Raw genomic sequence first — 10,322 nt, 5'->3', positions numbered from 1 at the left:
GAGCGATTTCACGAAGACTTTCATTACCTTCAATGTATCGTTTAACCGCTTGAATCTTATCTTCTACATGAATTTTTCTCACTTGAACCACATCCTTTTTCTTTGAATGTGTCCAAGTTTTGGGGTGCAGTTCATTTCCGGAGGGGCCGCGGTGAGCCAACTAGGTCGCTGCGCTCCCTTTAGTTGTCTCACCTGTCGACCTGATCCTCCCGGAGTCGCCCCCTCCTACGCGCCAATCCCTTGCAATGCGAGTGGGAGATAGTTATTGATGTGCATTGAACTCAGGCCTGTATTCCTTGAATAACTTGTCCAGCTTTTGAACTTAACCAAGATCAAGGACGTTATTAATTCAACTTAATTAAGGTCGACTGCAGATCTAGTTTAAGTTCTTAAAACAATACAAACCTAACTTCATTGCGTAACAAGAAGTATCTACCACTTACATTGTAGGGATTGGAGCGGCAGGCGGCGACTCTGGGAGGATCAGGACGACAGGAGAGACAACCAAGGGAGCTTGCGACTGGTTGGCTCACCGCGTCCCCTCCAGAACGCGTCCGCCTAGAGCGCAAATCCCCACCCCAAGCCTAATTTCAACTCTCTATTTTATTATCTTCTATGAATAAAAAAGGAAATGCAAGATTTTGTCGAATAGGAATAGGGTAGCGTCAAACAGAATGTACTAGGGGGAATGGGAAGTGTCAGTTAAAACAGCAGACCTTTGTGATGACTTCATCGACGAACTGCAAGTGTGCACAATAGAGTTCAAATCCTACGGAAAGCACAAAAGATTCTCGGGGCCGATCTCAACCGTAAAAGTCTTTGAAGACAACGTGCTAGTGAAGGAAGCACTCCAAACGATTCCAGAAGGCCATGTATTGGTTGTAGACGGCGGGGGGTCAAAACGCTGCGCACTGATGGGGGACATGCTCGGCGAAATCGCACAGGATCGTAAACTTGCAGGCGTCATTATCTACGGCTGTGCACGCGACACCGCGGATCTTGGCACACAGGAAATCGGTGTCATGGCAATCGGAAGCATGCCGGTGAAGAGTATCAAACGCGGCGAAGGACAGAAAGACGAAGTTCTTCACTTCGGAAATGTGGAATGGACACCAGGTCACTATGTCTACGCAGATGAAGACGGGGTAGTCGTTGCGCCTCGCCAACTTGTTTAATGGACGTCGCCCGCATCATTGTGGGCGATCTTTTTTTATCTGAAAATCGTAAACGAATTCGAGTGTTAATCTTTTACTTTACCTAAAAAATATACTATAATTTAATTAATCAAAGATAGTCAAAGTCAAATAAACGAGAGGCGGATGTATATGCGCATGGATGGAATGCAAGAAGACCAGCGCTCACCACTAGAGCAATTCGGTCGCAATTTGGTTGATGAAGTGAAAAACGGCAAAATGGATCCGGTGATTGGCCGGGATGAAGAAATTCGAAATGTCATTCGAATCTTATCAAGAAAGACAAAAAATAATCCAGTTCTAATCGGTGAACCAGGAGTCGGTAAAACTGCAATTGTTGAAGGGTTGGCACAGCGAATTGTAAAAGGTGATGTGCCCGAAGGATTAAAAGACCGTCAGATTTTCGAACTGGATATGAGTGCGCTGATTGCAGGTGCAAAATATCGTGGAGAGTTTGAAGAGCGTCTGAAAAGTGTTTTGAAACAAGTGAAAGAGAGCAATGGGGAAATCATTATGTTCATTGATGAGATTCATACGATAGTGGGCGCTGGAAAAACAGAAGGTGCGATGGACGCGGGGAATATGTTGAAGCCGATGCTTGCACGTGGTGAATTGTACTGTATTGGTGCGACTACACTGGATGAATACCGAATGTATATCGAGAAAGATGCGGCACTTGAAAGACGATTCCAGCAAGTGATGGTACGTGAACCTTCTGTCGAAGATACGGTATCGATTTTACGTGGGTTAAAAGAGCGTTTTGAATTGCACCACGGTGTGCGTATTCATGACCGTGCAATAGTTGCGGCGGCAACATTATCTGATCGGTATTTAACTGAGCGTTTCATGCCGGATAAAGCGATAGATTTAATTGATGAAGCGAGCGCCATGATTCGTACGGAAATTGATTCGATGCCATCTGAGTTGGATGCGGTGACTCGTAGAATTATGCAACTCGAGATTGAAGAGCAAGCATTGCGTAAAGAGAAAGATACAATGAGTCAGTCCCGCCTTCAAACTTTACGAGAAGAGCTGCAAGACTTGAAAGATTCTTCAAAAGATATGCGCGAGCAGTGGGATGAAGAAAAAGCCGCATTAAAAATTATTCAAAGTACACGTGAGGAACTTGATCGCTACCGCCGTGAACTTGAAGAAGCACAAGGTAGTTTTGATTTGAACAAAGCCGCGGAATTACAGTACGGTAAAATTCCAGCACTAGAAAAAGAATTGAAAGAATTGGAAAGTCCTTTGGAAGGAACAAAAGATATACGTCTTTTGCGTGAAGAAGTGACGGAAGAAGAGATTGCTTCAATCGTTGCGCGTTGGACAGGAATTCCCGTTACGAAACTGGTTGAAGGTGAGCGTGAGAAGTTATTGCGCTTGCATGAAACTTTGAAAGAACGTGTCATTGGACAAGACAATGCAGTACAACTTGTCACGGAAGCTGTCTGGCGTGCACGTGCTGGGATTCAAGATCCGAACAAGCCTATAGGATCGTTCTTATTCCTAGGACCGACTGGTGTAGGTAAGACAGAGCTTGCGAAAACATTGGCTGCTACATTATTTGATTCGGAAGATCACTTCGTGCGAATCGATATGTCTGAATATATGGAGAAACACAGTGTGTCACGTCTAGTCGGCGCACCTCCAGGATACATCGGCTATGAAGAAGGCGGTCAGTTAACAGAAGCGGTAAGAAGAAATCCATATGCTGTCGTGTTATTGGATGAAATTGAAAAAGCGCATCCTGATGTAGCGAATATTTTATTGCAGATTCTAGATGATGGTCGTATAACAGATAGTCAAGGGCGTTTAGTAAACTTTACGAATACTGTCGTCATCATGACATCGAATATCGGGTCCGCTTATTTACTCGAGAATGATTTAGAGGATACAGAACATGCCAAAGAAGATCTGATCATGGCAGCTCTTCGTGGTCATTTCAAACCTGAGTTATTGAACCGAATGGATGATATCATCATTTTCCATTCATTGACTACAGATTCATTTAAAGCGATTACTAACAAGATGCTTGGTGATTTGGTTGATCGTCTGCAAGAACAAGATCTAGTACTTGTCTATGATGATGACGTACTCGATTGGATTGTGCGTGAAGGGGCAGATGCGGACTTTGGTGCGCGGCCATTGAAACGATTCATTCAGCGTCATGTGGAAACGAAAGTTGCGCAAGAGGTCATACGAGGTGGTCTTGTAGAAGGACAGCAAATCAAATTGTCCATGCACGAAGGGGAATTGGTGGTAGAAGTTGTCAGATGAGATCAGGTCAAAATAAAAGCGTAAGAACTGTTGAACAGTTCTTACGCTTTTTGATCGTAAATCAAACGTCTGCTGGAGATTCGTTTGGAATGATTGTAGTGATAATCAATACAAGTACAGCCAAAACGATTGAGACGGTAACGCCCGCCATGAAGTCAAATGCATAGCCTCCAATGGAGCCCGCAACATAGTTTAACATAGCTACCAAGAGGAACGACCAAACAAATGTCATAATATAGTGCATGATTTTCACCTCGACTAGTCTATTTCATATTCCATCATACCATAGCAAACTAAAACGATGAAATCAAAATATGTATTATATTTGACGAAAAAGTGTCCTCGTCTTGAAAAAACACATGTTTTCTTCTATAATTACTACCAGGTACTAATATTAGATGATAAGGAACGGGGTAGATGAGATGAAAGCTGGACTTTTAGGAATGGGGAAATTTGTTCCGTCAACTGTTGTAACAAATGAAGATTTGGAAAAAAGTTTAGATACTTCAGACGAATGGATTCGCACGCGTACGGGAATCGAAGAGCGTAGAATCGCATCAGATGATATCAATACATCGGACATGGCGTTTGAAGCAGCGAAAAACGCATTACAATCAGCGGAAATCCGTGCTGATCAAATCGGTCTGATTTTGGTTGCCACGGTTACACCGGATACTTCTTTCCCGTCTGTAGCTACGATGATTCAAGAACGTCTAGGTGCAAAGAACGCAGCGGCGATGGATGTTTCTGCAGCGTGCGCAGGATTCATCTACGGTGTAGTAACAGCGAAGCAATTTGTTGAATCTGGCACGTATGACTATGTTCTGGTAGTAGGCGTGGAAAAGTTATCGAAAATCGTTGACTGGGAAGACCGCAATACCGCTGTATTGTTCGGAGATGGTGCGGGAGCGACAGTCGTTGGGAAAGTAAGTGAAGGAAGAGGAATTCTTTCATTCGAATTGGGGGCAGACGGTTCAGGAGGAAAACATCTTCGTCATGATAAATATTTAGAAATGAATGGCCGTGAAGTATTCAAGTTTGCGGTACGCCAAATGGGAGAAACGGCAGTCAATGTCGCCGAAAAAGCTGGTTTAACGACAGACGAAGTAGACTATTTGGTTCCTCATCAAGCAAATATTCGTATTATGGAAGCGTCACGTGAGCGTTTAGGCTTGCCGGTAGAAAAAATGTCGAAAACGGTTCATAAGTACGGGAATACATCGGCAGCATCGATACCGATTTCATTGACAGACGATTTAGCAGAAGGTCGAGTGAAAGATGATGATGTGATTGTTCTTGTAGGATTTGGTGGCGGCTTGACATGGGGCGGCTTATGTATAAAATGGGGTAAGTAAATAGTCTGGAAAATAAAAGTTAACAATAGAAAGGAAGTTTGAAATTGGAAAAACGACGTGTAGTGGTAACGGGTATCGGTGGAATCTCACCAGTAGGTAACTCAGCTGAAGAATCTTGGAAATCAGTGTTGGAAGGGAAATCGGGTATCGACACGATGACAAGACTGGATCAAGAGAAATTCCCGGTCAGCGTGATGGCAGAGGTTAAAGGTTTCGATATCGAAGAATACGTTTCCCGCAAAGATGCCCGTAAAATGGATCGGTTCACGCACTATGCAGTTGCTTCGGCAATGATGGCAATGAAAGATGCGAACCTGGTACTAGAAGGCGACTTAGCGCTTCGTACAGGCGTTTGGATCGGTTCTGGAATCGGTGGAATGGAATCACATGAGGCACAATTTAATACATTCCTCGAAAAAGGCTATCGACGCGTCAGCCCATTTTTCGTTCCTATGATGATTCCAGATATGGCTTCAGGTCAAGTATCGATTTTCACAGGTGCTAAAGGAATCAACTCTTGTTCCGTAACAGCTTGTGCATCCGGTACTAACTCTATCGGGGATGCGTTTGAAGTCATCCTGCGTGGAGATGCAGATGTCATGATTACAGGTGGAACTGAGGCACCGATCACGTCACTTGCAGTAGCGGGCTTCATCGCAAGCACAGCGCTATCTTTGAATGATGATCCTACGAAAGCTTCCCGTCCGTTCGATAAAAACCGTGATGGTTTTGTAATGGGTGAAGGTGCAGGAATCTTGATTTTGGAAGAGTATGAACATGCTGTTGCACGTGGAGCGAAGATTTATGCGGAAATCGTCGGATACGGTTCAACTGGAGATGCGCACCATATTACAGCACCAGCACCAGGCGGAGAAGGCGGAGCGCGTGCGATGCAACAGGCATTGGCAAAAGCGGGCGTTGAACCTACGCAGGTGGATTATATTAATGCGCATGGAACGAGCACGCCATATAATGATTTGTTTGAGACGATGGCAGCAAAGACTGTGTTTGGTGATCATGCGTATAAGTTGGCAATGAGTTCTACTAAGTCGATGACGGGTCATTTGCTTGGCGCGGCTGGCGGTATTGAGGCGATCTTTACTGTGAAGGCGTTGCAGGAAGGGATTTTACCTCCTACGATGAATTATGAGACGCCGGATCCTGAGTGTGATTTGGATTATGTAGTGAATGAAGCGCGTAAGGCTGATATTACGTATGCGATGAGTAACTCGCTTGGCTTTGGTGGGCATAATGCTTCGTTGGTGTTTAAGAAGATATAAAGGTAGACGGGAAGGGTCTTTTTGACTCCTTTCCGTTTTTTATTATTGGAGTAGTTGAAGTTCAAGTTCAAGAGTAAGTGGGAGGGCACCGTTGATCTGCGTTCCAGGCGGACGCGTTCCGCGGGCACGGCTTCAATCTCCTCGTCACTGCGTTCCTGCGGGGCTTTCAGCTCGCGCTGTTCCCGCTGGAGTCGCCGCCTTCCACTCCGTTCAACTCTTGTATGTTTTATCAAAAAAAGTTCGTTACATCAAAATTCTAAATCAATATCAAAACCAAAACCCAAAATCATTAAATCAATTTATAATAAAAACGACTGAAGACAAGCTCCTTAGTATGTTTCTGGAGAGGTTTTCAGTCTTTTTTGGTTATGAATGTGAAGACTCGTCTTATTACACGTGGTCTGAACATAGGATGAGGGAAAAGGGTAAAGGACGAGATGGCTGTGACGCGTTTTTTTGTGTTTGTTTGTAGTTATTGTGTGATTGTGGTGACGCTTGCGAATCTGTTGTTTTACTTAAATTATTCTGCATTGGGTTATGATTATCGACAGATATTGATTTTTATTTTGCAGTCGACAGATTTTATGATGTTGGTGGGGGCGGTCATTTTATTACTGCTTACCGTGTACGTCCCAAGCCCATCGCGGCCTCCATCTTTTTGAGGGTGGCGGAAGCGATGGTGTTTGCTTTTTCAGCTCCTTGGTCGAGGATTGCATCGAGTTCAGGAGAGTTGATTAGTTCATGATAGCGTTCTTGGATTCCAGCTAAGTGTTGGTTAATCGCATCAGCGACACCGACTTTAAAAGCTCCGTAGCCTTGGCCTTCGTATTTAGCTTCTAATTCTTCGATCGTTACACCACTTAGTGAAGATTCGATAATCAATAAATTGGAGACGCCTGGTTTGTTTTCCACGTCGAATTTCACGATACCTTCAGAATCCGTTACAGCACTTTTAATTTTCTTTTCGATTTCTTTTGGTGTGTCCAAAATCGTAATCGTTGCTTTTTTATTTGGATCAGATTTACTCATTTTCTTCAATGGATCTTGTAAAGATTTTATGCGAGCGCCATTTTTAGGAATACGAACGGCCGGAATGGTCAATACTTTACCGTATCGGCTATTGAAGCGCTCTGCTAGATCTCTAGTTAACTCTAAATGTTGCTTCTGATCTTCACCGACTGGCACGATATCCGTGTTATACAATAAAATGTCCGCAGCCATTAATGGAGGGTAGGTAAGAAGCGCGGCAGATACACCTTCTGCTCCGTCAGATTTGTCTTTAAACTGTGTCATACGCTCGAGTTCACCGATGTACGAAATGCACTGCATGATCCATCCAGCTTGTGCATGAGCAGGAACTTCTGATTGAATAAATAATGTGGATTTTTCTGGATCGATGCCACTTGCGATATACGTAGCAGCTAATGAACGAATCGCTTGTTTTAAGTCATCTGGATGTTGTTGCACAGTGATGGCGTGCTGATCGACGATACAAAAAATACAGTCCTCGTCGTTTTGAAGCTCAACGAATTGACGAAACGCGCCAATATAGTTCCCTAATGTGATGACACCTGTTGGCTGTACGCCTGAAAAAATGGTTTTCATGATCATGTATCCTCCTTTTAATAGTCGACTGGAACGAACAGTCTGGATCATACGTGAAAAATGGCATAAAAAAACATCAGTCATCCCCCTGTAAATAGGGACGATTGATGAAAGGTAACCGTGGTACCACCCGAATTGCTACTAATAGCCGCTCAATTCCCGTAACGTGAGAAGACGTGATGGAGTACTGTTTTCATCCATCAAGCTCAGGAGCCCATTCTTTTTGTGCAGCTTTACTTGTTTTCACCTTATACAAGCTCTCTACAAAAACCGCCACAAAAATACTTTTTCCTTCAATGCCATTCACTTATTGCTTAAGATTATATCGATACCTTATAAAAAATGCAACTTTGATTTGCAGTAAAGAAAAAACATTTGCCCAACATGAAACCTTTTAGTACATCTGTACGTACTATACATAGAGGGAATAATTAGCAGAATCATTTTCTAAATGAGAATGCATTTATTTACAAATGAAATGTTTAAAACATTTCTAGCCTGGGTATAAAAGTAGAAGATGTTCATTTATCGCAGAATACCGCAACATTCTCTACTGGCATGTTGAAAAATAAGAAATTGTGAATTCCAGAAAAGTTTTTTCGGAAAACTATATTAATTGAGAATGATTATGTGTATAATGAACAGTATAAAGATAAATTGTAATAATTCTAAAGTGAATTACACGAATTGCAAATATACAAAATCTAATTGAGCATAAGCCGTAAGAAAGGACGTGTCAATAAATGGGTGTCACACTTTATACATCGCCTAGTTGTACATCTTGTAGAAAAGCAAAAGCATGGTTGGAGGAACACGAGATTCCTTATACTGAGCGTAATATCTTTTCTGAACCATTAAATATTCAAGAAATTAAACAAATTCTTCGCATGACGGAAGATGGTACTGACGAAATTATTTCAACACGCTCCAAGATTTTTCAAAAGCTAAATGTTGACGTAGAAAGTCTTCCACTGCAAAGACTTTATGAATTGATTCAAGAACATCCAGGTCTTTTAAGAAGACCAATCATTCTAGATGAAAAAAGACTCCAAGTAGGATATAATGAAGATGAGATTCGTCGTTTCCTACCGAGAAAAGTTAGAGCCTATCAGCTGCTCGAAGCGCGGCGTATGGTAAACTAATCTTAATAACAAAAGCTGATAGGGATGACACGGGATACAATTGTGCCTATCAGCTTTTTTTGAATTGATATTCCCTTGTATTCCTCTAGGTTAACCACTTCAATGCAAACATCCTTAAAATGAAATACAATAAACCCTTACGAAAACGTCGGAGTCGACATATAGTAGTAATAAGCATTGCAAGTGTGTATTAGTATATAACAGGGGAGGGCCTGTTTTACAGAAGGGAGAGATAAGGGATGGAAATAGAGCGCATTAATGAAAACACGGTGAAGTTTAATTTATCCTATGGAGATATTGAAGCCCGTGGTTTTAGTAAAGAAGACGTCTGGTATAATCGTGATAAAAGCGAAGAGCTTTTTTGGGATATGATGGATGAACTTGGTGATGACACGGAATTTGAAGTAGAAGGACCACTTTGGATTCAAGTGAACGCTATGAATGAAGGCATTGAAGTGATTGTGACTCGCGCACATCTTCCGAAGAACGCAGAATCATCACAGTTTCCTTTTGGAATTGAAGATCCAGAAGAATTATTCGATCCAATTTTTGATGCGATTACTGATTCTGAAGAAGAAAATGAAGAAGAGTTACAGGTGGCAGATAGATTATTTGTTTTCAATGAATTTGACCAGATCATACCATTGGCTAGCAAGATGATTTCACTCGAAGACGAATTTGATTCGCAACTATATGCATTCGAGGATCGTTATTATCTCAACTTACGCTTCGACTATTCTCTCATTGAGAAAAAACGTGCGAAGGACATTGCCAGCATGGTAACAGAATACGGTGCAGTGTCTAAGATGTCTATTCATCGTATAGGTGAGTATGGCAAGGAAGTTATGGGATCTGACGTATTTGAACAAGTAAATAAATATTTTTCATAATACTCTAAAAGGCTACCAGTAAGTTGGTAGCCTTTTTCTTTATGTCAACCACTGGCAGCGTCTTTGTTAAATGGTGTGTAGGACTAGTTCAAGTACTTGTTTAATCTGAAATAAGGATTGGGGATAGGGTTGTAGTTCTATCATGAGTGCGTAATAAGCAGTACTGAGTTGTAGTTCTTTCACATGCTTTTTTCTGCTCGTGTTTGAGCATGGGACTATGGTCTTGCTGAAAATGTAAGTGGAATGCTCATTGTCCCCACTACGGCGCTGGTGGATGGCTTTCGCAAGGAGCCACAGACAGGAAGTGCGCCTGTCTCCTTATTTCGCCTACCACAGCAGGCGCCTTCGTTAGATAGTGTGTAGGACAGTTCATACACTTCACTCGCAAGAAACAAGTGATAGCTATCACCATGTCACTGTTTTTCTTTTTGCTAGAAACACGAACTAATTCATTACCCCACGTGCCTGCGCGGGTCGAGAAAGTATACACTCACTAATTTTTGTACCCAACAATAAGTCGAGCGACGTCCTCAACAAAAAGTGGGTAAGAATTACATGATAGCTATCACAATGCCGCTGT

Annotated in this window: 8 protein-coding genes and 1 other annotated feature; of the genes, 6 read left to right on the top strand and 2 right to left on the bottom strand. The window is 42.4% G+C overall.

Annotated features, from left to right (window positions below; all coding sequences use genetic code 11):
* Positions 1-695 precede the first annotated feature (695 nt).
* Together rraA and CSV70_RS16085 are read left to right on the top strand one after the other, a co-directional pair.
* Positions 696-1,175, top strand: coding sequence for a ribonuclease E activity regulator RraA (gene rraA, locus CSV70_RS16090; protein WP_099628649.1), 480 nt, complete (start codon positions 696-698; stop codon positions 1,173-1,175).
* Between the two features lie 156 nt (positions 1,176-1,331).
* The gene (locus CSV70_RS16085) at positions 1,332-3,470 is read left to right on the top strand and encodes an ATP-dependent Clp protease ATP-binding subunit (RefSeq protein WP_369822371.1); all 2,139 of its coding nucleotides are present in this window, start codon (positions 1,332-1,334) and stop codon (positions 3,468-3,470) included.
* A 61-nt stretch (positions 3,471-3,531) separates the two neighbouring features.
* Here CSV70_RS16085 and CSV70_RS16080 read toward each other — a convergent pair whose 3' ends face one another.
* Positions 3,532-3,714, bottom strand: coding sequence for a YjzD family protein (locus CSV70_RS16080; protein ID WP_085133048.1), 183 nt, complete (start codon positions 3,712-3,714; stop codon positions 3,532-3,534).
* Positions 3,715-3,892: 178 nt separating this feature from the next.
* Between CSV70_RS16080 and CSV70_RS16075 the strand changes: the two genes are divergently transcribed.
* Positions 3,893-4,825: a beta-ketoacyl-ACP synthase III gene (locus CSV70_RS16075; RefSeq protein ID WP_085133049.1), complete on the top strand. Its 933-nt coding sequence runs from the start codon at positions 3,893-3,895 to the stop codon at positions 4,823-4,825.
* Between the two features lie 44 nt (positions 4,826-4,869).
* Positions 4,870-6,105 carry a beta-ketoacyl-ACP synthase II gene (gene fabF / locus CSV70_RS16070; RefSeq protein WP_085133050.1) on the top strand — a complete coding sequence of 412 codons (1,236 nt, stop codon included), beginning with the start codon at positions 4,870-4,872 and terminating at the stop codon, positions 6,103-6,105.
* A gap of 618 nt (positions 6,106-6,723) precedes the next feature.
* On the opposite strand, the gene trpS is transcribed toward fabF, so the two are convergent.
* On the bottom strand, positions 6,724-7,710 hold the full coding sequence (trpS, locus tag CSV70_RS16060; protein WP_085133051.1) for a tryptophan--tRNA ligase: 987 nt from the start codon (positions 7,708-7,710) through the stop codon (positions 6,724-6,726).
* Between the two features lie 93 nt (positions 7,711-7,803).
* Positions 7,804-8,016 (bottom strand) — a binding site (T-box leader).
* A gap of 437 nt (positions 8,017-8,453) precedes the next feature.
* Between trpS and spxA the strand changes: the two genes are divergently transcribed.
* Both spxA and mecA read left to right on the top strand, forming a co-directional pair.
* Positions 8,454-8,852 (top strand): transcriptional regulator SpxA, encoded by a 399-nt coding sequence (gene spxA, locus CSV70_RS16055; protein WP_009765721.1) that lies wholly within the window; start codon positions 8,454-8,456, stop codon positions 8,850-8,852.
* A gap of 239 nt (positions 8,853-9,091) precedes the next feature.
* On the top strand, positions 9,092-9,742 hold the full coding sequence (gene mecA / locus CSV70_RS16050; RefSeq protein WP_085133052.1) for an adaptor protein MecA: 651 nt from the start codon (positions 9,092-9,094) through the stop codon (positions 9,740-9,742).
* The last annotated feature ends 580 nt before the right edge of the window (positions 9,743-10,322 follow it).

This window comes from Sporosarcina sp. P25, assembly GCF_002743235.1.
GTDB classification, from domain to species: Bacteria; Bacillota; Bacilli; order Bacillales_A; family Planococcaceae; genus Sporosarcina; species Sporosarcina ureae_B.
Note: the sequence above shows the minus strand (reverse complement) of the source record. Positions and strands in the feature narration are given on the sequence as shown.

What these genes read in the sequence shown, in the direction of transcription:
- CSV70_RS16085 (WP_369822371.1), top strand. Translation starts at nt 1,332, where the DNA reads ATGGATGGAATGCAAGAAGACCAGCGCTCACCACTAGAGCAATTCGGT.
- CSV70_RS16080 (WP_085133048.1), bottom strand. Translation starts at nt 3,714, where the DNA reads ATGCACTATATTATGACATTTGTTTGGTCGTTCCTCTTGGTAGCTATG.
- CSV70_RS16075 (WP_085133049.1), top strand. Translation starts at nt 3,893, where the DNA reads ATGAAAGCTGGACTTTTAGGAATGGGGAAATTTGTTCCGTCAACTGTT.
- trpS (WP_085133051.1), bottom strand. Translation starts at nt 7,710, where the DNA reads ATGAAAACCATTTTTTCAGGCGTACAGCCAACAGGTGTCATCACATTA.
- spxA (WP_009765721.1), top strand. Translation starts at nt 8,454, where the DNA reads ATGGGTGTCACACTTTATACATCGCCTAGTTGTACATCTTGTAGAAAA.
- mecA (WP_085133052.1), top strand. Translation starts at nt 9,092, where the DNA reads ATGGAAATAGAGCGCATTAATGAAAACACGGTGAAGTTTAATTTATCC.